Source organism: Polynucleobacter sp. AP-Feld-500C-C5, from assembly GCF_018882265.1.
Classification (GTDB): Bacteria; Pseudomonadota; Gammaproteobacteria; order Burkholderiales; family Burkholderiaceae; genus Polynucleobacter.
Genome location: NZ_JACVOW010000021.1, coordinates 159,935 through 180,282, shown reverse-complemented (window position 1 = coordinate 180,282; position 20,348 = coordinate 159,935). Strand labels below are relative to the sequence as shown.

Below are 20,348 nucleotides of genomic sequence, written 5' to 3'. Positions count from 1 at the left end.
CCTTTCAATGAGAAATAGAACAAAATGGGTCTTCTAAAAAAATACTTTAGAAAAGTGAAGTTTGCTAAAAACTTTAATGCGAAGAAAGTTGCGCTAGAAAATGGTCGTTTTTCTATGAACTGGGAAGATCGCTATCCCTGTTTAAATGACGCAACATCAACCACGGGATTTGATGCCCATTATTTATTTCATACCGCTTGGGCAGCAAGAGTACTTGCACAAACCAGGCCTGATTTACATATTGATATTTCTTCGTGCTTAAGATTTATCTCTTTGGTTTCTGCCTTTATTCCGATTCGCTTCTACGACTATAGGCCAGCCAAACTCAATCTTTCTGGCTTAGAGTCTGATAAGGCAGATCTAATGAATTTACCCTTCCCAGATGGCACAGTAAATTCTCTGTCATGTATGCATGTCATTGAGCATATAGGCTTAGAGCGTTATGGCGATCCACTCGAACCCGAAGGCGACCTTAAGGCAATCGCCGAATTAAAACGAGTGCTCAGCAAAAATGGGGACTTATTATTTGTTGTGCCATTAGGGGATAAATCGATCATTCAATATAACGCCCATCGAATCTACATCTACCAGCAAATATTATCTTATTTTTCAGAACTCAAACTAATCAATTTTGCCTACATTAATGATGCCGGCCAATTCATTGCGCAGGCAAGTCAGCAAGACACGGTTGGCCAGGTCTATGGTTGTGGTTGCTTTCATTTTCGGAAGTAAGAATCACAATATTACGACTAAAGTTTAAAAATATTTTTAATACTATTTTTCATGCTAATTAGTGGAAAGTAATATCCGTATAGCTTAATGCTTCTTTTTAGATGCAGTCTGTAGCGATTGGCGCACTCCAAATATTTTCTCGACTTTTTTACATCGCCAACACGTAGGTAACTTTTTGATAACTCCATGTAATAGCCAGAAATTTTTTTACGAAAAATTTCCTGATATCGAAAAGAAAAATAACGATTAAATTGCTTATTTAGAACAATAGCATTCTTCAGGATCTTTTCAATAGGTTTAAATGTAAAAGCATTTATGCTTGAGGCTTGTCTGTATACGCCCATAGACTCATCAATATATCCAATTGCACCATGCTCTGTCAGCAAAACGTTTAATGGCCAATCATTAATACCTCTTGTGGCGTAGTATTCAGAGGGAAAAGAAGTGAGTATGTGATTTCTAAATACAATTGAACTTGTAGCCATGAAACTATCAAAGTTGATTAAATCCATCATCTCCGATCGGTTTCTTCTAAACTTTGGCACAGGCAAAAAATGTTCAATAATTTTCATTTCTTTAGTTTGAATATCTACGGCATGAAAACACATCACACAATCGTCATTTGACTCTAAAAAATCATACTGCTTTTGAAGTTTATGATTTTTTTTCCAATAATCGTCCCCATCCAACAATGCCACGTATTTGCCACTAGCTTGACTTAAAATTTTTACTGTATTTTTAGTGGCTCCAATATTTTTTTCATTAAAAATAGTTTTAACCAATCCTGGATACTTTAGTTGATACCGAGAAAGAATTTCCTTGGTGCTATCCTTAGAGCAATCATCAGAGATGATAATTTCTACCGGAAAATTGACTTGCTGATTTAAAACACTTTCCAAGGTTTGCTCAATAAATTGCGAATGATTGTAAGTCGTGATACAAACACTAATGCTGGGAGTCTCATTCATTCCGGCTGAAAATAAACTCATCTTATTTAAGTTCCAAGCAATATTTCAAGATGATCTCCTAGAGAGAGGCTGGTTTTTCCACAACATATAGGATACTTTTTTCTGAAATACCGTAGTCTCCTAATGGAAAATCAAAATAATCATTCCCAATCTGCCTAACAATGAATCCAGGCTTAGAAATTTTTTCTATGTAGTCCGGCTTTGAATACATGCGTACATGATCTTCCATGCCATAAGCCTTAATTCGATCTTCTTGAGATTTTATTTGTGGGTCCTCATGGGTTTTAGATAAGCCAAGCATAATCGGGGCCATCAAAATGCCCCAAGAGCCTGGTTTTAAAACCCTAAATAGCTCACTAATAGCTAGATCATCTTCAACAATGTGCTCAAGGATGTGAGAGCAAATAAAAGAATCCAAACTATCACTTGAAATTGAATTCATATCACGCAAATCAAGATGGAGGTCTACACCTCCAAAATTAAAGTCTGACGATACGTATTCAATGTTAGGCTGTTTTTGCAGAAACTCACGTAATCCATTATCAGGTGCAAAATGGATTATTTTGAACTTAGATGTTAGGTTCTTAGGAATCTTCTTCTTAATGAAAAGGGTATATAGACGCCCTCTATCTGTTGAACTGCATACTGGACAAAGAAATTGATCGCAATTAAAAGTTTCGTAAGAGGTTACCGGATACTCCACACCATCAAGAGTGACTGGAGTATAAAAAATTCCATCGCAAACATCTTGTAGCCTCAAAAAACCTTTCAATCTACTATTACAGCAAGGACAAATTAGCTTCTTTCCTGTCCACTTTTCTTGGGACCAGTTATAAGTAAAAGCATCTAATTTTTTTCTTAATTCCTTTGGGGTATTTTTTCGAATGAATTGGTACAAACCCATATTATTTCTTCCTTTGAACAGTCGCTCTAGATTCGGTTGAGTGCAAATTGATTTAAGTCCATTAATCTGGCAAATTCAGCATATGTTTGATAGTCATAATGATAAGGAAAATCTTTTAGTGCATCCGATACATTTGAGGGTGATATAACCCTAGATTCATCTATTTTTATTGAATGAATATGTGAATAATTTGCCGATAAAGAGTCAATAGTAGACATGATCGCAAAATACCTCTCTCTAAAAATATCACGCTTTTCTAATGCAATTGGAAAGTGCAGAAAATATATAGGCACTTTTCCCCATCTAATTTCGATGAGCTTAAATAAATCTTCATATGATTTTTGTATATCTATTATGGACAACAATCCCCAAGCGTTATATATAAATCCGAAATCTTCGCTATGATTAATATCGCTAAATCCGCATGCAAACTGCCAGCCTTCAAATTTATGCTCAAATAATTGATCTGTTAGCTCTGAAAATGAATCCATCAAAATAAATTTTGGTGGGTGCTTTGGAAGACAATCAAAATATTCGAGTTGCTTAATCAATGGGAGCACATCTTTTCTGGCCATAAATTTAGCTAACTCACCAGCCTTCGGAAGAAGCTTTTTTTCTTCCAAATACCTAACTAATAGGTCGGCACGACCCTTTTGAAAATTCACCTCAGTCGGTAAGTTTTCAAAATGCTTAAGAACGTCGTATCCCAAGCAGGCATGTCTTCCTAGGAACCAATCTTTCCATAGATATCGCCACCTTAATCGATATTTGATATTTTCCTTAAGAGGCTTTAGAAACGAAGAAACAGCGCCCATAAGATAATGTTAGCTTTGTATTAGCTTGAGATAGATATTGAGATCTTCAGGCGTACCAATGCCATGCATCTGTGAGTGCTCAATATTGAAGATACCCACTTTTTTTCCTTGGCGAATAAGATAGTTATAGACGGGGCAAGTGTAAAACTCATTATTAACCCGATCGTTTTCAATAATCATTTGAATGATGCTATCAAGAAGCTCATCGGCACGCTTGAAGTAATAAACACCCACAGTTGCAAATTCTGAAATCGCTTTTTTTTCTTGAACTTCAGTAACAAGCCCTGCGGTATCTATTTTTGCAAACGACCATTTTGGATTTAATTCCGCATCAATAAATGTCAAAATGGAGCCATCAAGGTTTCTTGTCTTAGCATCAAGCAAAAACTGAGTAAAGCAGTCATCAATAATTTGATCCGAGTTTGCGATCACAACCTCTTCATTGGGCGCAAGATATGATCTAGCGAACAGAACGGTACACGCTGTGCCTTCAGTCAGCTTATCAATCGGCACAAATACCGCATTAAAGTCCGACTGTATCTGCGTAACTAGATTTTGATTGCCTACAATATGCTCTTTTTTGGCCAATAGGGTAAATTTGGCACCAGGCTGCTTGAGATTCTCCATCACCCTCACAATCATCGGCTTACCAGCTACATCGATTAACGGTTTTGGCGCCTTATATCCTGCGCTAGCAAAACGGGAACCCAAGCCCGCCATCGGAATCACAATATTCAATTTGGCTCGCCCATATATTTATCATTTTGAGCGCCTGGATATTTCACTACGACTGTAGTGACATCCTCCAAAACTTCAAAATCTGTTGCCTCACCAGGCTCAATAACAATAATATCGCCAGCGCTATAAATCTCACCATTCATACGTACTTTCCCAGTCACAATAACCGTAATTTCAGTAGCCACCTTATGGTGATGAGTTTGTTCATAGTCATTCTTTTGGTATTGCTTAACACCCACCTCAAGTGCCTGGGTCTTAAAAATAGTGGGGGAAAAATCCCCCACAAACCACCCCTTAGTCATCTGATTTAATTGGTACTTTTTCATAAACCCTTCTCATACTCTTCAATCTTCTGGGGAGTGTAAAAACTATGATATTGATCATTTGAAATGCGTAGTGCTTTAATTTTCTTGCCCTTCAGAATCAATTCATTAAAGGTTGGGGAAACATAAAACACATCAGCATTAGAACAAGACTTCAAAATCATAGACTGGGCAGCCTGAACGAAGTCCTTGCCTTGTTTAAAGTAATAAAAGCCTGCAATGGCATTTCTACTGAGCGGTCGCTTTTCAGCAGTCTCAAGCACATAGTCATTTTCATCCAACAGAACAAATGACCATCTTGGGTGCGTAGTGTTGAAAATCAGGCATCCTGCATCACCATCTGAATCAGAGAGTTCATCAAATACCCCAGCAAGATTGCCATCAATCACCTGATCAAAATTGGCTATTACGAGCGGGTTACTATCATTAATAGCATCGACAGCCATCAACGCGCTACAGGCAGCGCCTTTGGTTTCCTGATCAAGAACGATGATCTTGCACTTTCCATCAGTCAAAAGACGTAAGGTATCATCAAGGTGAAATTTCATGCAATCATTCTTTTTGACGACAAAAATAAACTGCAAATCTTTTTCCAAGCCTTGAAGATTTTCAATGGCATGCTGAATCATAGGCCTACCTAAGATCTCAATGAGCATCTTTGGATAAAAATACTCTTCAGAATCGAAGAACTTAGAGCCACCACTTAATGGAATGAGTACATTGATCATGATGCTGACTCAATCTTTTGAATATATTTCATAATGTTGGCGTAATTCACATCCGTTACTTGATCTATCTGCATTACATGAGCTCCTGCATCAGTGGCAGCACGAATACCATTTGCGTTATCTTCTAAGACTAGGCATTCGCTTGGAAGAACCCCAAAGCGTTCAATTGCCTTTAAATAGATTTCAGGATCAGGCTTGGATTTGCTGACATCCTGATTTGATAAATAAAAATCAAAGTAATTAATCAAAGCAGCCTTAGACAACATCGAGGTAATGGTGTCGCGGATTGAATTTGAACAAACCGCCATACGGTATCCATCACTCTTTAACTTTGAAATTGCGTACTCATGACAGAATGTTGGCGCACATTTTGACATGGTGATATCCATAGTAAAAATTTGCTTCAAGTCATTAATAAAGCTATGTAATTGTTTAGGCAATGGTGAATGTGAACTAAGAATCTCTAATTTTTTCTTAGTTGGCAATCCGTCATAAGTAACCAAATGGTCATATCTTGAAATCTCAAGCCCAAAGATAGCCAAGGCTTTATTTAAAGCCTCATAGTGCCAATCTTTTGCGTCGATTAAGACGCCATCCATATCAAAAACTATACACTTAATTTTGGTCATGAAAAATATCTCTTCGCCTCTAATGGCAGGTCTGTACAAAGCATTAAGGACATGTCTTTAGTGTACAAGGATTTAAGCATTGTCCAACACGACTGATGATCCCTGCCGTGCAGCTCTGGCGATACAATTGCTACTGATTTTCCTAGTGCAAGGAAACGCTGAATCTCTTCAACCCCATACCACTCAGAATTGAAGCCATCTAGCCAAACTCCAGTCGCCTTTCCATCAAAATCTTGATAGGCCTCATATTCACTGACTCGTGTAAACGTATTCATATTTTTCCTCATATACCCCAACGAGTCAGGCACCGACATATCAAAAATAAAATAGCGGTCTGAATCCCATGAAGTAAGGTGTGGGGCAAGTAAATTTTGCAAGCCATCAGATTTAACGTTAATCGCGTGCGGATCTGTTTTTGGATACTGGTTACACAAATCAAAAAAAGCATTAGCATCCACAGCTTCATATAATGCAGGGTCGTGACTAATGACTAACCTACCATTGCAATCCCTAAAATCTGTCTCTATGCCAAAGCCATTTTGGAGAGCTTTCTCAAAAGCAAGTAGCGTATTTTTTTCTTCTGGCTTACGCCAAAAACCGCGATGAGCAATAATTTTCACGAATTATTAACCAATCCTTTTTTTGCCTGCAAAATGCAATATTGATAGTAAGTTTTAATATAGCGAGACCACTGCTTTCGAAAAAGGCGAAACATTTTTTTTAAACTACGATCGCTACAATTAACTATTGCTGACCACACCTGATCATTGCAAATGGCCGCTTGAATATCGCCATGAAAATAAAATGCGGTCTCCAGAGATGGTAATACCTCCGGCATAGGTCTACCTCGCCATATAATTTTTTTATAAATTTCTTTTGGTAAAACAGTAATATGATTTTTTAAGATATCAATCCAAAGATTTTGAAAATTGCGATGGTTTTTTGCCAAAGCAATCGAATTGGTTATGGCGCCACCTATCCCTGAAGTTGGAATAACGCGACTGATGAACTTTAAAACATAGTCATTTGCATTAATTGGATGCAACTGCTTACCCGCATTCAATACGGCATCGCAGAGATTTTTCATATCATCAATTGCAGCTATAAAAATGAAGTCACCGATATAAAAATTTTCTTGCTTAATGCCTTCTGAAAATACAATTGGTCCAGATTGACCTGGTATCACTCCAGATTGTGATTGATATAGTTCATAAACCCAATCAATGAGCTCTACTGGAAAATCTTGATCAGTCCTTATTTTGATTACATGGGTACAGCTCGTATTTTTGGAAAGCCAATCTACTGCTTGACTGGTCGAATAAAACTGCTTTCTTTGATTGTCATAATCCCAATCTGTGATTGGCGTATTTTCAAGAATACGCACGCTATGGCCAAATTCGCTTGCAGATAAGCCGCTACCCGTCCATGTACTGATCACAATTTTATCTACTAGGGGTGCAAATTTATTGATATTGGAATTAATGCAATTTCTTGCATCAAATCCCATTGGGGCATTATTAGGCCCATTACCATACGTAGTCATTGGCCCTTGAATAATTATCCCAATTTTCATTTATTGAGCACCCAAATTTGATAAAGCATATTCATAGACAGATCGCAGACCTTCGGTTAAAGCTATCTGCGGAGCCCAACTAAAATCTGCGCTAGCTTTAGCATTCGAGCCGATACTTTCTTTATAAACTTCTTTCTCAACTCGAGATTTATTCAGCGGGAATTGTGATTCAGTCAATGTCTTATAGCTCTCCCAAAATTTTGCTGGGTCTGCATATTTTGGTTGAATCTTTTTTCCACTAATCTGAAGGAACTTTTCATAAATTTCAGGCACAGAATATCCGTTTCCAGTACAAATATTGTAAATATTTGCGCGCATAGAATCCTTATATTCAATCATCTTAATGAGCAAAGAAATTACATCATCAACATGGATGTAGTCTCGCTTCACACTAGTTTTATTAAATAACGTAGGGACTCGATCAGCAGCCAACTCTCTGGCCAAGTAACTCGTAAATGGCGGCGAGGCACGCTTAAAATCCTGATGCGGTCCATAAACATTAAAAAAGCGACAGATTCCAATATTCAGGTCATAATTTTTTTCATAGGCAGAACAAATCTGTTCAGCCTGCCATTTAGACATGGAATAGATTAAATCAGGACAAACAATATCCGTCTCCGTGAACGGGCTTGTTAAGTTATTTTCATATACCGCAGAAGTTGATGAAAAAAGAACTTTTTTCACATTAGCAAGTCGTGCGGCTTCAAGGACGTTTGCAGTACCAGATGTGTTTACATCCATGGCATATTGGGGTCTTGATTGGCAAACTGGTAACGCAGAAATTCCAGCAAGATGAACAACAACGTCACAACCCTTGAGGGTTTGATTTAAATCTTGGTCACGAATATCTTTACACAGAAATGTACCAAATGACTTTCCATCAATAATTAAATTATCTAAGTGACCATGGCTCATATTATCGATTAACAACACTTCATAACCGAGCCTATCTAGCGCATGACCCAATTGAGAGCCGACAAATCCAGCGCCTCCCGTAATTACGATTTTCTTCATGGGTTAGCTCACTCAAATATCGATGCTAAAAGATGGGGTAATTTTTGGCTATCTCGATCTAAATTGATTGCGATAGCCGAAGGATATGGATTAGAGCCGCTATAGTCATTAATTAAGATTCGTTTTGCATGTGGCAAATTAAAAATAATGTCATGAAATCGAAGGCCAATACCATTAAGCTGTTTACGTGTTACATCTGCAAAGAGCTGTGATCGCGATGTAGATAACACAATATGTGTTTTTCCACTATCGTATAAACGATTGATATATTCGACATTTTCGGGAATAGATTGAGTTTCACCCCAGGTTGGACTGAAAAATTGACCGGAGTTTTTTACAATGCAGCCGTCAATATCAATAAACAGAGTTGCATATTCCTTGCGAAAGCGATTCCACTCTTTCAAGGTACCCCAATCTATAAATTCCGAAACATTACTATTTTCAAATGGGACGCCGTCCATCAATAGCTTGAAGATAATATGAGAAATATAAAGATTAGAGTTATTTTCCAGACCCTCAAATGTCTGGGCAAATTGCTTGGAATCTAAAAAGGAGTAGCCCCCAACGCAAAAAGTATTGCTGATTACGTGCTTTTCTACGATATTGATAATTTGATCTTGTGGATCCAATTCAACATAACTTTTATTGGCAGCGTCTACATAACTAAGCTGGCTCAAATTAATTGATGCGACTCTATTCCCAGGTCTAACTACATCTGTAAAGTAGTTATCTGAGTCTTTAATGTAAATTGGTCCAGCTATCTGTCCTTTTTTTATCCCTGCATATACAGTCTCAGGCTGTGACTGAGTTGGTGGTACCTGAATGATCCTATAAGGCACTTTTATGGGAGATATTGCAAATTGACGGCGAACAACCCCTTCAACTTCAAACTTCTCATAGTGATCCTCGCGACACACAAGAATAATTTCATTAGTTTGGCCTAAGTCCAAGCCCAATATTGCCTCATGAAACATCAGGTTTCCATTGGGGTGGGTTAATAACCACTTTGGGCGCAATCCAGGGTATCGAGTGGAAGAACCGGCAACAGGAAGAATTAGCTTCATCAAAATACTCCGAATAATTACGACTTAATTAAAGCACGAAGGCGATCTATTATCGCCTGAATAATGTCCTGATCCCTAGCGTATGGAAGAACGCGAATCAAGTTTTGAAACTCAAAAATTGATTGATAATTTTTATACCATTCGTATTTTGAAAAGTGCTTTTGAACCTCTTCATCAATTGCGGCCATTGCAATCTTATATTTTGTAGAATCATGCGTCTGACTCATTAATTTTGAAGTCCAAAGCAATTGAGTTTCTTGAGATATCTTCGCCAAATCTAGAATGGGACTTTCCAAATAAGAATCCAAAAAGTCAATTAAGAAGTAACGATCATTAGCATCATCAAAAATAATGTTAGACAGGGTTAAATCGCCGTGGCATTTACCAATTGGTAACTCAAAAGTTTTTTGAGTTTTTATTGATTCGATATGGCCATCAATCAAATCGGTTAATACTTGAGGAGAAAGAGGATTTTGCTGCACAGCCTCTTTCACGGAGAGGCTTTTATTTAATATCTGACTTGCATCAACCGACCGAACCTCCGAGTTGACGACAAAATTTTCCACTAATGCAATTAACTGCTGGATAAAAGTACGTATTTTATTTGGGCTGGCTCTATCAACAAACTCGGGGGCTACTTCGCCACGACAAAATGGCATCGTAAATCCATAAGACCCATCCATCTCAAACTCATTGAGCACAGGACAAATAATAAATTTTGAGTTCTCGACCGTAAAATTTTTTTGCTTTTCGCACTGGGCCCTTAAGCGCTGCATATTGTGTGAATGGGCTAGCTTTTGGATATCCCCGCTTGGCATCCTCACCACCTGAAAATCTGAATGCCCTCTTACAGAAAAATAGTGCTTAGCCATATCAAGCATCGCATTCATATCAATTACTCATGCGTGCTTTAATCAAATGGCTCAATTGGCTCATGTGCGAGATAGAAACTCTTGATAAGCTGACCTTAAACCATCCAATAAATTGGTTTTTGGCTCCCATCCCAAGCGATTGAGTTTTGATGAATTCATCCACTTTCTAGGCGCTCCATCGGGCTTAGTAGAGTCAAAGCCAATCTTACCCTGGTACCCGGTAGCTGTAGCCACAACTGATGCCAATTCTGCAATGGTCACATCACTGCCAAAACCAACATTAATATGACTTTGCATTGGGTCGATATGTTGATCATAGATTTTTTTATCAAGCTGCATCACAAACACTGAGGCGGCAGCCATGTCATCTACATAAAGGAATTCTCTTTTTGGGGTACCAGTGCCCCATATCAGCACCTCTGGAGCATTGGTGATTTTTGCCTCATGAAATCTGCGAATGAGCGCTGGAACCACATGGCTATTCTCAGGATGATAGTTATCACCAGGCCCGTATAAATTAGTTGGCATAACAGAACGGTAATCAATGTGGTGGCTCAATCCATACTGACGGTTGTAACTTTCACACATCTTAATGCCGGCAATTTTTGCTACTGCATACGGCTCATTAGTAGGCTCTAACTTACCGGTCAAAAGAGAATCTTCAGACATTGGCTGCTGTGCTAATTTAGGGTAGATGCAACTAGATCCCAAAAAAAGCAACCTCTTAACGCCACTTAAAAACGCCTGATGAATAACGTTTGACTGCACCATCAGATTGTTATAAATAAATTCTGCAGGATAGGTATGGTTAGCATGTATCCCACCCACCTTAGCAGCAGCTAAGTAAACTTGATCGGGCTTTTCTTGCTCAAAAAAATGTTTTACCGCCCCTTGATCAGTTAAATCTAACTCTACGTGGGTCCTAGCAATAATATTTTTATACCCCAAAGATTCCAGATTGCGCACAATCGCGGACCCCACCATTCCACGATGACCAGCTACATAGATTTTTTGATTCTTTTGATCTAAATCTGAACTCATGCTTTTCTTTGCCCTACCTTGCAATTAGTTTTCTTTGCCAACGGATACAGAGTAGCCATGCTTTGTCAGTAGCGCATGCTGTTTGGCTTTCTCAAGATCGCTAGCTACCATTTCTACGATCATTTGATCTAAGGTAATTTCAGGAACCCAACCTAATTTTTCTTTAGCTTTAGTTGGGTCGCCTAATAGGGTCTCAACTTCGGTGGGGCGGTAGTAGCGTGGATCAATCTGAACAATGACATCGCCCACTTTTAGGGCTAGCGCTTTATCGCCCTCAATAGAAGCTACGATAGCTTTTTCATTTTCAGCTACGCCCTCGAACTTTAAGGTGATGCCTAGTTGTTTAGCGCTGCGAATAATAAATTCGCGAACAGTAAATTGCACTCCCGAAGCAATCACGAAATCTTCAGGCTTATCTTGCTGAAGCATGAGCCATTGCATGCGCACATAATCTTTAGCATGACCCCAATCTCGTAATGCATCGATATTGCCCATGAAAAGGTATTTCTCCAAACCTTGAGCAATATTTGCCAAACCTCGGGTTACCTTACGCGTTACAAAAGTTTCCCCACGACGCTTAGACTCATGATTAAACAAAATGCCATTGCAGGCATAGATGCCATAAGCTTCGCGATAGTTCACTGTAATCCAATAGGCGTAAAGTTTAGCCACCGCATAAGGGCTTCTTGGATAAAACGGTGTAGTTTCTTTTTGAGGAATTTCCTGCACCAAACCGTATAGCTCAGAAGTGGATGCTTGATAAAAACGTGTCTTCTTTTCTAAGCCCAGAATGCGAATGGCCTCTAGCATACGTAGTGGGCCGATAGCATCAACATCAGCCGTGTACTCGGGAGACTCAAAAGAAACGGCAACATGAGACTGAGCGCCCAAGTTATAAATTTCATCAGGCTGGCACTCTTGAATAATGCGCACTAAATTACTGGTATCCGTTAAATCGCCATAATGCAAAACTAAGTCGGGATGGTTAACGTGAGGATCTTGATAGAGGTGATCAATGCGCTCGGTATTAAAAGAAGAAGCGCGCCGCTTAATCCCGTGAACAATGTAGCCCTTTTCCAATAGGAATTCTGCTAAATAAGAACCATCTTGGCCGGTAATACCTGTAATGAGGGCTACTTTTTGTTTGCTCATAAATTGAACTCTCTACTTTTATGTTTCTTTTGTTTATATCTGTTGTTGCTTTATAAATTAACTTCTGCCGTAGGTATCTTCAAATCGAACGATATCATCCTCACCCAGATAACTACCTGACTGCACCTCAATAATCTCTAGCGGGGTGCTACCAGGATTAGAAAGTCGATGCTTTTGCCCCTGAGCGATATAAGTGCTCTGATTCTCAGTCAGGGTGATGACTTGATCGCCGTTAGTTATTTCAGCAATACCCTTAACCACAATCCAGTGCTCAGCACGATGATGATGCATTTGCAAGGATAGGCTAGCCCCAGGCTTTACCTGAATACGTTTGACCTTAAAGCGCTCACCTTCATCGACACTATCGTACCAACCCCAAGGGCGCGATACCTTACGGTGAAGGTTTTTCTCCTCACGCTTTTGTGCCGCCAATTGACCAACAATATCTTTAACATCCTGACTATTTTTACGATCGGCCACCAATACTGCATCAGCGGTTTCAATAATGATTAAATTTTCAACACCAACAACGCTCACTAAACGATTGTTCGCGTGAACTAGTGAGTTTTTAGAATTCGTTAGCAAGATATCGCCATGAGTCACATTGCCTTGCTCATCTTGTTTACCTACTTGCCAGACTGCATCCCAGGCACCCAGATCATTCCAACCAGCATCAAGCTCCACCATCTTGATCGGAAAACTTGAGTGGGGGCATTTTTCAATCACTGCATAGTCAATAGACTCGGCCGGGATGGCATTGAAAATATCCTTCTCAGGGCGAATAAAGACTGCATCGCCAGAGGAATCGCTTGATCTAGCACCCCATGATTTTTGGGTAGCTAATAAGATATCTGGTCGATATGCCCCTAGAGCAGCTAGCCATACACTTGCTTTTACAACAAACATACCGCCGTTCCAAAAATACCCGCCTTCAGCCAAATAGTTTGTTGCAGTCTGTTCGTTTGGCTTTTCAACAAAGCGCTCCACAATATATTCTGAGAATTGCTTTTCGCTTTCATCGGATTGAACTTTGATATACCCATAACCAGTCTCAGGAGCGCTAGGAGTAATACCTAAAATAGCTATTGCTCCGTCACCTGCAATGGCAACTGCCCGAGACAACGCATCAGTAAACGCGGTTAGATTTTTAACCGTTTGGTCTGCAGGGGTAACCACAAGAATTGGGTCATCACCTTGCTCCCGCGCATAAAGTGCTGCAAGAGTTAATGCTGGCGCAGTATTGCGACCCGAAGGTTCAAGCAAGAGTGTGGCGGAAATATTTTTCAACTCACGCAGTTGGTCCAGGGCTAAAAAACGATGCTCTTCATTGGTAACAATGATTGTTTTGCCCAATGAAATATCTTTGCCCGCTATAGAATGAATGCGTGTGATGGCCTGCTGAAAAAGGCTTTCATTTGCGCCATCACCGGAGAGAACTAAAAATTGCTTAGGGAAACCTGAGCGGGAAAGCGGCCATAGACGAGTTCCAGAACCCCCACAGAGAATTACGGGCAAAACTTGTGTCATGGGCAAATAGCTAACCTTTTGAATATATTGTGCAATTACGCGACATTTAAATCATTAGTGTAGATTTTATCGCTTTATGGGAAGTCATAATCTTTTATAAAATCGGCTTTGAAGCCAATAAAGGCGCTAGATAGCGCTATAGCAGTTTAAACAAGATTAATAACCAAACGATAGGAGCCATAGTGACAGCTATCAGTCCCCCAAAAATTCATATTCGTAACTCAGTAAATGAGTGTGCCCAATCCTTAAAAAAAGAAAATATTGGTAAGTATCAGAATTACGGCATCAATGACTGTATTGCTTCAATTGCTGCCACTAAATTTAAATAAATATATTTAGAGTTTTGGGGGGATAGGTTTATACAGATTGGGCAAACCTTAGCTAGCGTATTCCAATAAGCCTTCATGATGAAACTACAATCACAGGAATCTTTTGGACGAAATAAAAAAGACTACCTAAGGCAGTCTTTTTTAATTACCGAAACACAGTGCGCTTCAGCCTTAAAACAGGTACTTAATTAAGCCTTCTTAGCGTAAGCAGAGCACCAGCCTTTAGCAGCAACTTGCTTGCCCGCGAACAATGAGCAACCACCAGCAGCAGAGTCTGGCTTACCTTGATACAGGGCACAATTACCGCACGCTTGACCAGCAGCGTACTTTGCATACTTCGTTTTGTCCACTTTGGAGGCATCAGCCTTGTAACCCAATGCAGCAGCTTGTGGATCAGTTTCTGCAACCATCGCTTGGGCTTGAACTTTACCGTTCAACGCCAAAGTGCAAGCACCAGCAGCGGACAAAATCATAAATTGGCGACGACTATTTTTCATGGGTTCTCCAAAAAGTAAAACGATCAGCGATAAAAATCTGTAAAAACTGAAGTGATCATAGTGGAGATCAATTTAGCTTGCTATGGAACTCATAACTCACTGATTTATATACAAATATAGATGAGAATTATTCTCAGCAAATAAAGCGGCTTCAGCCAGGATTACCGCCATCCTTTGAGTTTCATGCAACCCTCCCATTCACGGATATGAACTCCGGATCCAGCCTCGGGATAGTCCTCTTTGCACTCCATCAAATCCTTGCGAAAAGTTGCCCGATTGTTTTTAGCTCGATCTTGGTTTGTTTCAGGTATGGCTGCACAAGATACTAAACAAATGAGGGGCATAACCAAGGGTAAACAGATCTTCCACATTTTCAATACATTATTTCCGATCAATCAGCGCCAAAAACTCACGCCGTAAATTGGAATCCTTTAAGAAAGAACCGCGCATAACGCTATTAATCATCTTGGAGTCGCGATCTTTGACGCCGCGCCATTGCATGCAAAAGTGATCTGCCTCCATAACAACCGCAACACCAATTGGCTTAATCTTTTTTTCAAGCATATCAGCTAACTCGACAACTGCCTCTTCCTGAATTTGCGGTCTGCACATGACCCACTCAGTGAGCCTTGAGTACTTAGACAAACCAATTAATGCCGACTCTTTACTTGGCAAAACTCCAATCCAAATGCGACCCATGATTGGGCAAAGGTGGTGTGAGCATGCACTACGCACTGTTATCGGCCCAATGATCATGAGTTCATTGAGGCGGCTCACATTTGGAAATTTCGTTAAGGCAGGCTGATCTACATAGCGGCCATTAAAAACTTCCTGTACATACATCTTCGCAACGCGACGGCTAGTGTTTCTGGTGTTGTGATCATTCCGAGTATCAATCACCAAACTCTCTAATACTGCTTGCATCTTTTCAGATACCTCATCAACTAGCGCATCTAATTCACCAGGTTTAATAAAAGCAGCAATATTGTCATTGGCATGAAAACGCGCTTTCTGTGCCTCAATACGACGTCGAATCACTACCGAGAGAGGTAGCCCGACATCCTCTTTTTTATTTATCGCTTTTTTTACTGAAGCTTTAGGGGGTAGAGATTTCTTTGCAGTCGTCTTAGTCGGTGCTGCGTTAAATATTTTTTTAGCTGTCATAGTGGTGGCATTTTATTTAGATCTGACAAAAGATAGTAATAACGCAAATCAAACCAAGCAACCAAACTATTGATCTAGTAGTGGGCCAATTAGCGATATAACAAATGAGGTAAGCAATACGAGCAATGACAAAACCAATAGCAAGAAAATCAATTCTTTCCTGGGGTGCGTGCTGTATATGGGCAATAATGACTGCCGCAAAAAAGAGCGGCAAAGACTCAAAGAGATTTGCTTGAGCGGCATTTGCCCTTGCTCTAAAACCAGTTTGTTTGGCCAACCATTGCCTAGGCATGCTGTTGTCGTACTCTTCAAAGCCTTTCTTGGCAATGCCTGCAGCAATATAAGGCAGCAAGCCCATAAATAGAATACAGGCGTAAGCGATTGTCATAATGATTTTTCTTTTCTTTTAAGCAGTTTTAGCTTTTAGTCTTTTTAGAGCCAATACGACTTTCGGTGCCATTGAGCAAATTTTGAATATTGCTACGATGACGCCAAATCAATAACGAACAAACAGTTAAGAGTGCAATCCCCATGGGCTGAAAGCCAAACAGAAAAACAAAATAGATGGGGCCAAATACTGCAGCAGCCAGAGCAGCTAAAGAGGAATATCGCAAGAAGGCAGCCACAATTATCCAAGTACTTAAGGTGGCGATACCAAGAATAGCATTCACACCAAATAAAATACCGCATGCAGTAGCAACGCCTTTACCACCTTTAAACCCATGAAAGATGGGGAACAAGTGACCCAAAAATACTGCCAGAACTACACCACATAAAACCCAAGAACTGAGCGAGGTAGTGAGAGATTGATCTCCCAATAAAACACGCACAAGCATGACTGCAAAATAACCCTTGAGCGCATCACCCAAAAAAGTGAGCGCTGCGGCCAATTTATTCCCTGTACGCAGCACATTTGTTGCTCCAGGATTACCTGAGCCATAGGAGTGAGGATTAGGCAAATTCATGCACTTACTCACCACTACTGCAAATGAAATCGAGCCAATCATATAGGCAAGTGGAATCAACAAAATATCTAGAGTGAAAATCATATCGTCATCTTAAACACTTTTAGTATTCCATTCATGTGCCACGTGGATGATGGTGTTGATGAATTGATTTAAGCCGCTCTCTGGCGACGTGAGTATAGATCTGCGTGGTAGATATGTCTGCGTGACCCAAGAGCAACTGAACTACCCTTAAATCAGCACCATGATTTAGCAAATGGGTTGCAAAAGCATGCCGAAGAGTATGGGGAGATAGCGCTACGGGAATATCGGCTACTGTGGCATAACGTTTAATGATTGCCCAGAAAGCCTGTCTTGTGAGACCTGAGCCAGTATGGCGTCCCACAAAAACTGCATCCGTTGTTTTCCCTTCTAGAAGCAGCGTGCGGGCATCAGCAAGATATCGCCTCAACCACTGTCCTGCTTCACCGCCAAATGGCACCAAGCGCTCTTTGCCCCCTTTGCCGTTAACGACTCGCACTACGCCCTCATTTAAGCCTAGGGCTACCGTTTTCAGAGAAACAATCTCTGAAACACGCAGGCCACTGGCATACATTAACTCGAGCATCGTACGATCACGTACACCCAGCGGAGTTTCTATATCGGGTGCATTAAGCAAAGCGGTGACCTGATCTTCGCTCAGCGTCTTTGGAAAACGTAATGCTTGCTTTGCAGCGCGCAATCCAATACATGGATCGCTCTTGACTAAGTTGATGCGTAAGGCGTGACGATAAAAACGTTTGAAAACCGTAAGTCGTCGATTGGCGGTAGTTGCCTTGTCTGCTCTACGATGCGCTATGTAGGCAGCGAGATCTTTTTCTTGAACCGAGTATAAATCAGCGCCAGATTGCTGATATAGCCATTGCGCTAATAGCAACAAATCCCTTCTATAAGCAGACAGACTGTTCTTTGCCAGACCATCCTCTAGCCAGCAAGCATCACAAAAGCGCTCGATCGCCTCTTCGCTTGCTGGGTGTATTTGACCTTTAGGGGTCATAGTAGATGAGATTTTTTGGCAAAAAGCAAAGGGGCATCTCCCGATTACTTAGTAGCCTTTTCCAACTTTTCAGCTAGCCAAACTTTCATCAGGGACTGATAAGGCACATCCAACTTATTTGCCTGTAATTTAATATTCTCTAGAACGCTCTGGGATAGGCGCAAAGAAATTGAGGTCGTTGAAGGCTTAAGATTTGGCATCGTCACTTTTGTTGCCTTGGACAGATCAAAATAATCTGAGACATCATTTTTTTCCCAAAAAGCACGCTCTTCTTTTTCGTTCTTGAATTTAGGAATAATCTTATTAGGCTTTTTCATAAAACGCCCTTTCTTTTTTGCTCATTAGTCTTGCAGAAACCACTCTAATTAAGGTTCCCTTTTTACGCAAAGTAAACACTACAGATAACGACACTTTTGCGCCAGTGACTCCAAGTGCAAGATATCGCCGCTCTTCCTCGCTATGCTTTTCATCACCCAAAATTAATAAAGGCTGATTAAAAAATATTTCTTCAGCTTCAACCTGAGTAACTCCATGCTTATCTTGGCTCTTATAGGCATTTCCTGCATCCCACTGAAACCCCGCTATTTGATGAAGATCTATCATTGAATGTATATTATCATAATATACATTAACTTAACTAGCAAATGGTCTTTAGAGGCTCGCCAGCCTAGCGTTAGTCACGGAAATTATTAAAGCCCAATGGCGCTTCGGTCACGTCTTTTTTAAGTAGAGCCATTGTTGCTTGCAGATCATCTCGCTTTGCACCAGTAACACGAACCGCATCACCCTGAATACTCGCTTGCACTTTGATTTTGCTATCTTTAATAATGCGGACTACTTTTTTAGCAAGCTCTGAAGTGATGCCTTTTTGAATCTTCATGGTTTGCTTACGCTTATCGCTACCAATAGTCTCTTTTTTATCATCTTTCAGATAACGCACATCTACATTGCGCTTAGCCATCTTGCCAAAGAGCACATCCCGTACTTGACCCAATTTAAAGTCATCATCACCAAATAAGATGAGAGTTTCATCTTTTTGCTCAACGCGACTATCAGAACCCTTAAAGTCAAAGCGATTGCTAATCTCTTTATTGGATTGCTCAATCGCATTTTTCAGCTCAACCATGTCTGGTTCGCAAACCACGTCAAATGAAGGCATTTTTTACTCCCTATTTATTCAATTACGTAAGATATTTAATTATCTGCGCACTTAGCAAACATTCGAATAAGATTGTGTCATGAACTCTGACCAAAATACGTCCGCCAGTCCAAAATCGAGCCTAAACCTCAGTCTTCAGGATCGGAATACCTTTGGGTTTGATGCAAGCGCTGAATTAGCCTACGACATTACTGCTGCAAACCAAATTCCAGCGGTAATTGAGCAAATAACACAGAAGAAATTGCCTTGGCGTGTATTGGGTGGTGGCAGCAATGTCATTTTGCCGAAAGTGTTGCCTGGGGTAACCTTGCTAATGAACATCGTCGGCCAGGAAATTATTGCTTCTAATGCTGATTCAACGCTGATAGCGGTTGGTGGTGGAGTGAATTGGCATGACTTTGTTGCTTGGACCTTAGACAAGGATTTGCCCGGGCTAGAAAACTTAGCTCTCATTCCGGGCACGGTTGGTGCAGCGCCCATTCAGAACATTGGTGCTTATGGTGTTGAGATTGGCGAGTACATTGACTCTGTTGAAGCTTTTGATTCTAAAAGCCATGTCTTTGTCACGCTTACAAAAGATGCCTGCCAGTTCGCATATCGCGATAGCTACTTCAAGAAAAATCCCCATCGCTATATTGTGACAAAGGTCGTTTTTAAAATCCCCAAGCAATGGCAAGCACGCATTCATTATGCCGATTTGGCAAAGCAATTTTTTAGGCAATCTTCACCAAGCCCAGAAGATATCTTTTTGGCGGTTTGTAAGATTCGCACACATAAGTTGCCTGACCCCAAGGTGATTGGTAATGCAGGTAGCTTCTTTCAAAACCCGATTGTTCCTGGCAAGCAATACGATACTTTGCTTCAGAAACATCCTGGCTTAGTTTCCTACCCTGATGCTACGGGTAAGCGCAAATTAGCTGCTGGCTGGCTCATTGATCAATGTGGCTTTAAAGGGCAGCGCATGGGCAATGTGGGCGTATATGAAAAGCAAGCCTTAGTACTAGTGAATCACGGTAATGGCACAGCGCAAGATATTTTGAGGTTTGCAAAATGCATTCAAGATAAAGTTCAAAAAGAGTTTGGTGTGAGTCTCGATATTGAGCCCAATATCCTTTAAT

General features: G+C 40.3%; 26 protein-coding genes. 3 read left to right on the top strand and 23 right to left on the bottom strand.

Going from position 1 to position 20,348, the window contains the following annotated elements:
• The first annotated feature begins 24 nt into the window (after positions 1–24).
• Complete coding sequence (locus ICN21_RS05940) at positions 25–732, top strand: DUF268 domain-containing protein (RefSeq protein WP_216177500.1); 708 nt, start codon at positions 25–27, stop codon at positions 730–732.
• 17 nt (positions 733–749) lie between these two features.
• Here ICN21_RS05940 and ICN21_RS05935 read toward each other — a convergent pair whose 3' ends face one another.
• Genes ICN21_RS05935 through ICN21_RS05865 form a run of 15 tightly spaced genes read right to left on the bottom strand, consistent with a single transcriptional unit; the run spans position 750 to position 14,080 of the window.
• Entirely contained in the window at positions 750–1,721 is a 972-nt protein-coding gene (locus ICN21_RS05935) for a glycosyltransferase (RefSeq protein ID WP_216177499.1), read from the bottom strand.
• Positions 1,722–1,758: 37 nt separating this feature from the next.
• Positions 1,759–2,604: a methyltransferase domain-containing protein gene (locus ICN21_RS05930; protein WP_216177497.1), complete on the bottom strand. Its 846-nt coding sequence runs from the start codon at positions 2,602–2,604 to the stop codon at positions 1,759–1,761.
• 26 nt (positions 2,605–2,630) lie between these two features.
• Complete coding sequence (locus tag ICN21_RS05925) at positions 2,631–3,419, bottom strand: hypothetical protein (protein WP_216177495.1); 789 nt, start codon at positions 3,417–3,419, stop codon at positions 2,631–2,633.
• 9 nt (positions 3,420–3,428) lie between these two features.
• On the bottom strand, positions 3,429–4,148 hold the full coding sequence (locus ICN21_RS05920; protein ID WP_370624064.1) for a glycosyltransferase family 2 protein: 720 nt from the start codon (positions 4,146–4,148) through the stop codon (positions 3,429–3,431).
• Positions 4,149–4,153: 5 nt separating this feature from the next.
• Positions 4,154–4,483, bottom strand: coding sequence for a hypothetical protein (locus ICN21_RS05915; RefSeq protein ID WP_216177491.1), 330 nt, complete (start codon positions 4,481–4,483; stop codon positions 4,154–4,156).
• On the bottom strand, positions 4,480–5,208 hold the full coding sequence (locus tag ICN21_RS05910; protein ID WP_216177490.1) for a glycosyltransferase family 2 protein: 729 nt from the start codon (positions 5,206–5,208) through the stop codon (positions 4,480–4,482). Before ICN21_RS05910 ends, ICN21_RS05915 begins: the two co-directional genes overlap by 4 nt.
• On the bottom strand, positions 5,205–5,837 hold the full coding sequence (locus tag ICN21_RS05905) for an HAD family phosphatase (RefSeq protein WP_216177488.1): 633 nt from the start codon (positions 5,835–5,837) through the stop codon (positions 5,205–5,207). The genes ICN21_RS05910 and ICN21_RS05905 overlap by 4 nt, the downstream gene beginning before the upstream one ends.
• Positions 5,834–6,457, bottom strand: a complete 624-nt coding sequence (locus tag ICN21_RS05900; RefSeq protein WP_216177486.1) for a hypothetical protein — start codon at positions 6,455–6,457, stop codon at positions 5,834–5,836. The genes ICN21_RS05905 and ICN21_RS05900 overlap by 4 nt, the downstream gene beginning before the upstream one ends.
• Entirely contained in the window at positions 6,454–7,410 is a 957-nt protein-coding gene (locus ICN21_RS05895) for a hypothetical protein (RefSeq protein ID WP_216177477.1), read from the bottom strand. Before ICN21_RS05895 ends, ICN21_RS05900 begins: the two co-directional genes overlap by 4 nt.
• Positions 7,411–8,424, bottom strand: a complete 1,014-nt coding sequence (locus tag ICN21_RS05890) for an NAD(P)-dependent oxidoreductase (RefSeq protein ID WP_216177475.1) — start codon at positions 8,422–8,424, stop codon at positions 7,411–7,413.
• 8 nt (positions 8,425–8,432) lie between these two features.
• Positions 8,433–9,488: a hypothetical protein gene (locus ICN21_RS05885; protein ID WP_216177473.1), complete on the bottom strand. Its 1,056-nt coding sequence runs from the start codon at positions 9,486–9,488 to the stop codon at positions 8,433–8,435.
• 17 nt (positions 9,489–9,505) lie between these two features.
• Entirely contained in the window at positions 9,506–10,378 is an 873-nt protein-coding gene (locus ICN21_RS05880) for a phosphotransferase (protein ID WP_216177471.1), read from the bottom strand.
• A 42-nt stretch (positions 10,379–10,420) separates the two neighbouring features.
• Complete coding sequence (locus ICN21_RS05875; RefSeq protein WP_216177469.1) at positions 10,421–11,401, bottom strand: GDP-L-fucose synthase; 981 nt, start codon at positions 11,399–11,401, stop codon at positions 10,421–10,423.
• Positions 11,402–11,425: 24 nt separating this feature from the next.
• Positions 11,426–12,553 (bottom strand): GDP-mannose 4,6-dehydratase, encoded by a 1,128-nt coding sequence (gene gmd, locus ICN21_RS05870; protein WP_216177467.1) that lies wholly within the window; start codon positions 12,551–12,553, stop codon positions 11,426–11,428.
• A 57-nt stretch (positions 12,554–12,610) separates the two neighbouring features.
• A complete protein-coding gene (locus ICN21_RS05865; RefSeq protein WP_216177465.1) occupies positions 12,611–14,080 on the bottom strand; it encodes a mannose-1-phosphate guanylyltransferase/mannose-6-phosphate isomerase in 1,470 nt (489 codons plus the stop codon).
• Positions 14,081–14,262: 182 nt separating this feature from the next.
• Between ICN21_RS05865 and ICN21_RS05860 the strand changes: the two genes are divergently transcribed.
• Positions 14,263–14,409, top strand: coding sequence for a hypothetical protein (locus ICN21_RS05860; protein ID WP_216177463.1), 147 nt, complete (start codon positions 14,263–14,265; stop codon positions 14,407–14,409).
• A gap of 188 nt (positions 14,410–14,597) precedes the next feature.
• Here the strand turns inward: ICN21_RS05860 and ICN21_RS05855 are convergent, their stop codons facing one another.
• From ICN21_RS05855 to ICN21_RS05820, 8 genes are all read right to left on the bottom strand, one after another.
• Positions 14,598–14,906: a high-potential iron-sulfur protein gene (locus tag ICN21_RS05855; protein ID WP_216177461.1), complete on the bottom strand. Its 309-nt coding sequence runs from the start codon at positions 14,904–14,906 to the stop codon at positions 14,598–14,600.
• A gap of 381 nt (positions 14,907–15,287) precedes the next feature.
• Positions 15,288–16,070 (bottom strand): GTP cyclohydrolase I, encoded by a 783-nt coding sequence (folE, locus tag ICN21_RS05850; RefSeq protein ID WP_216177459.1) that lies wholly within the window; start codon positions 16,068–16,070, stop codon positions 15,288–15,290.
• A 16-nt stretch (positions 16,071–16,086) separates the two neighbouring features.
• The gene (locus ICN21_RS05845; protein ID WP_216177457.1) at positions 16,087–16,458 is read right to left on the bottom strand and encodes an MAPEG family protein; all 372 of its coding nucleotides are present in this window, start codon (positions 16,456–16,458) and stop codon (positions 16,087–16,089) included.
• 28 nt (positions 16,459–16,486) lie between these two features.
• Entirely contained in the window at positions 16,487–17,119 is a 633-nt protein-coding gene (plsY, locus tag ICN21_RS05840; protein ID WP_216177455.1) for a glycerol-3-phosphate 1-O-acyltransferase PlsY, read from the bottom strand.
• A 31-nt stretch (positions 17,120–17,150) separates the two neighbouring features.
• Positions 17,151–18,071, bottom strand: coding sequence for a site-specific tyrosine recombinase XerD (gene xerD / locus ICN21_RS05835; protein ID WP_216177453.1), 921 nt, complete (start codon positions 18,069–18,071; stop codon positions 17,151–17,153).
• Positions 18,072–18,115: 44 nt separating this feature from the next.
• A complete protein-coding gene (gene brnA / locus ICN21_RS05830) occupies positions 18,116–18,388 on the bottom strand; it encodes a type II toxin-antitoxin system BrnA family antitoxin (protein ID WP_216177451.1) in 273 nt (90 codons plus the stop codon).
• On the bottom strand, positions 18,375–18,674 hold the full coding sequence (locus ICN21_RS05825) for a BrnT family toxin (RefSeq protein ID WP_216177449.1): 300 nt from the start codon (positions 18,672–18,674) through the stop codon (positions 18,375–18,377). The genes brnA and ICN21_RS05825 overlap by 14 nt, the downstream gene beginning before the upstream one ends.
• 70 nt (positions 18,675–18,744) lie before the next feature.
• Complete coding sequence (locus ICN21_RS05820; RefSeq protein WP_068947903.1) at positions 18,745–19,230, bottom strand: YajQ family cyclic di-GMP-binding protein; 486 nt, start codon at positions 19,228–19,230, stop codon at positions 18,745–18,747.
• Between the two features lie 79 nt (positions 19,231–19,309).
• On the opposite strand from ICN21_RS05820, the gene murB reads away from it, so the two are divergent.
• Positions 19,310–20,347 carry a UDP-N-acetylmuramate dehydrogenase gene (gene murB / locus ICN21_RS05815; protein WP_216177447.1) on the top strand — a complete coding sequence of 346 codons (1,038 nt, stop codon included), beginning with the start codon at positions 19,310–19,312 and terminating at the stop codon, positions 20,345–20,347.
• The last annotated feature ends 1 nt before the right edge of the window (position 20,348 follow it).

Excerpts from the sequence above, each read along its gene's own strand:
- ICN21_RS05940 (WP_216177500.1), top strand. The coding sequence starts at position 25 with ATGGGTCTTCTAAAAAAATACTTTAGAAAAGTGAAGTTTGCTAAAAAC.
- ICN21_RS05935 (WP_216177499.1), bottom strand. The coding sequence starts at position 1,721 with ATGAGTTTATTTTCAGCCGGAATGAATGAGACTCCCAGCATTAGTGTT.
- ICN21_RS05930 (WP_216177497.1), bottom strand. The coding sequence starts at position 2,604 with ATGGGTTTGTACCAATTCATTCGAAAAAATACCCCAAAGGAATTAAGA.
- ICN21_RS05925 (WP_216177495.1), bottom strand. The coding sequence starts at position 3,419 with ATGGGCGCTGTTTCTTCGTTTCTAAAGCCTCTTAAGGAAAATATCAAA.
- ICN21_RS05915 (WP_216177491.1), bottom strand. The coding sequence starts at position 4,483 with ATGAAAAAGTACCAATTAAATCAGATGACTAAGGGGTGGTTTGTGGGG.
- ICN21_RS05910 (WP_216177490.1), bottom strand. The coding sequence starts at position 5,208 with ATGATCAATGTACTCATTCCATTAAGTGGTGGCTCTAAGTTCTTCGAT.
- ICN21_RS05905 (WP_216177488.1), bottom strand. The coding sequence starts at position 5,837 with ATGACCAAAATTAAGTGTATAGTTTTTGATATGGATGGCGTCTTAATC.
- ICN21_RS05895 (WP_216177477.1), bottom strand. The coding sequence starts at position 7,410 with ATGAAAATTGGGATAATTATTCAAGGGCCAATGACTACGTATGGTAAT.
- ICN21_RS05890 (WP_216177475.1), bottom strand. The coding sequence starts at position 8,424 with ATGAAGAAAATCGTAATTACGGGAGGCGCTGGATTTGTCGGCTCTCAA.
- ICN21_RS05885 (WP_216177473.1), bottom strand. The coding sequence starts at position 9,488 with ATGAAGCTAATTCTTCCTGTTGCCGGTTCTTCCACTCGATACCCTGGA.
- ICN21_RS05880 (WP_216177471.1), bottom strand. The coding sequence starts at position 10,378 with ATGAATGCGATGCTTGATATGGCTAAGCACTATTTTTCTGTAAGAGGG.
- ICN21_RS05875 (WP_216177469.1), bottom strand. The coding sequence starts at position 11,401 with ATGAGTTCAGATTTAGATCAAAAGAATCAAAAAATCTATGTAGCTGGT.
- gmd (WP_216177467.1), bottom strand. The coding sequence starts at position 12,553 with ATGAGCAAACAAAAAGTAGCCCTCATTACAGGTATTACCGGCCAAGAT.
- ICN21_RS05865 (WP_216177465.1), bottom strand. The coding sequence starts at position 14,080 with ATGACACAAGTTTTGCCCGTAATTCTCTGTGGGGGTTCTGGAACTCGT.
- ICN21_RS05855 (WP_216177461.1), bottom strand. The coding sequence starts at position 14,906 with ATGAAAAATAGTCGTCGCCAATTTATGATTTTGTCCGCTGCTGGTGCT.
- folE (WP_216177459.1), bottom strand. The coding sequence starts at position 16,070 with ATGACAGCTAAAAAAATATTTAACGCAGCACCGACTAAGACGACTGCA.
- ICN21_RS05845 (WP_216177457.1), bottom strand. The coding sequence starts at position 16,458 with ATGACAATCGCTTACGCCTGTATTCTATTTATGGGCTTGCTGCCTTAT.
- plsY (WP_216177455.1), bottom strand. The coding sequence starts at position 17,119 with ATGATTTTCACTCTAGATATTTTGTTGATTCCACTTGCCTATATGATT.
- xerD (WP_216177453.1), bottom strand. The coding sequence starts at position 18,071 with ATGACCCCTAAAGGTCAAATACACCCAGCAAGCGAAGAGGCGATCGAG.
- brnA (WP_216177451.1), bottom strand. The coding sequence starts at position 18,388 with ATGAAAAAGCCTAATAAGATTATTCCTAAATTCAAGAACGAAAAAGAA.
- ICN21_RS05825 (WP_216177449.1), bottom strand. The coding sequence starts at position 18,674 with ATGATAGATCTTCATCAAATAGCGGGGTTTCAGTGGGATGCAGGAAAT.
- ICN21_RS05820 (WP_068947903.1), bottom strand. The coding sequence starts at position 19,230 with ATGCCTTCATTTGACGTGGTTTGCGAACCAGACATGGTTGAGCTGAAA.
- murB (WP_216177447.1), top strand. The coding sequence starts at position 19,310 with ATGAACTCTGACCAAAATACGTCCGCCAGTCCAAAATCGAGCCTAAAC.